Here is a 563-nt window from a genome sequence, read left to right as displayed (position 1 = left end):
GTCCGCGCGTTCGCCGAGCCCGTCACGGCCGCTCCGGCACCCGCGCCCAAGCCCGCTCCCCCCTCCTCCCCGGCCTCCGCCGCGCGCGCCAAGGTGCTCGCCCGCCGCCGCCGGACCACGATGATCCTCTTCCTGGCCTTCACGCTCGGCGGCATCTACGCCCTGTCGTCGGGGGCCGGCCGCCTGTGGATCCCGCTGGTGCCCGGCGTGCTGCTGATCGCGTACCTGGCCCACGTGCGCCGCCACGAGCAGCGCCGCTACGCGGTCGCCCTCGACCGCCGCCGCGCCGAGGAGGCCGCCCGCCGCCTGCGCGAGCGCACGGCCAAGCCGCCGGTCCCGGAGCAGCCCGCCCAGGCGATCGTGGAGCAGACCGACCACGCCGAGTGGGAGGACCAGCAGCGCCGCCGCACCCCGGCCCCGGAGCACGAACCGGAGAGCTGGGACCCGGCCCCGGTCCCCGTGCCGACGTACGTCAACGCCCCGGTGGCCCCGCGCACGACGCGCGGCGTGAACCTGGACGCCCCCGACACCTGGAGCGCCGCCCGCTCCACAACGGCGGGCAC

1 pseudogene is annotated in these 563 nt (G+C 78.3%); it reads left to right on the top strand.

Going from position 1 to position 563, the window contains the following annotated elements:
* Positions 1-563, top strand: a pseudogene (locus tag ACSNOC_RS27885) (hypothetical protein); the annotation flags it as partial.

It is taken from the genome of Streptomyces sp. URMC 129 (assembly GCF_051386415.1).
GTDB lineage: Bacteria > Actinomycetota > Actinomycetes > Streptomycetales > Streptomycetaceae > Streptomyces.
This window is presented reverse-complemented; position numbering and strand designations above follow the sequence as displayed.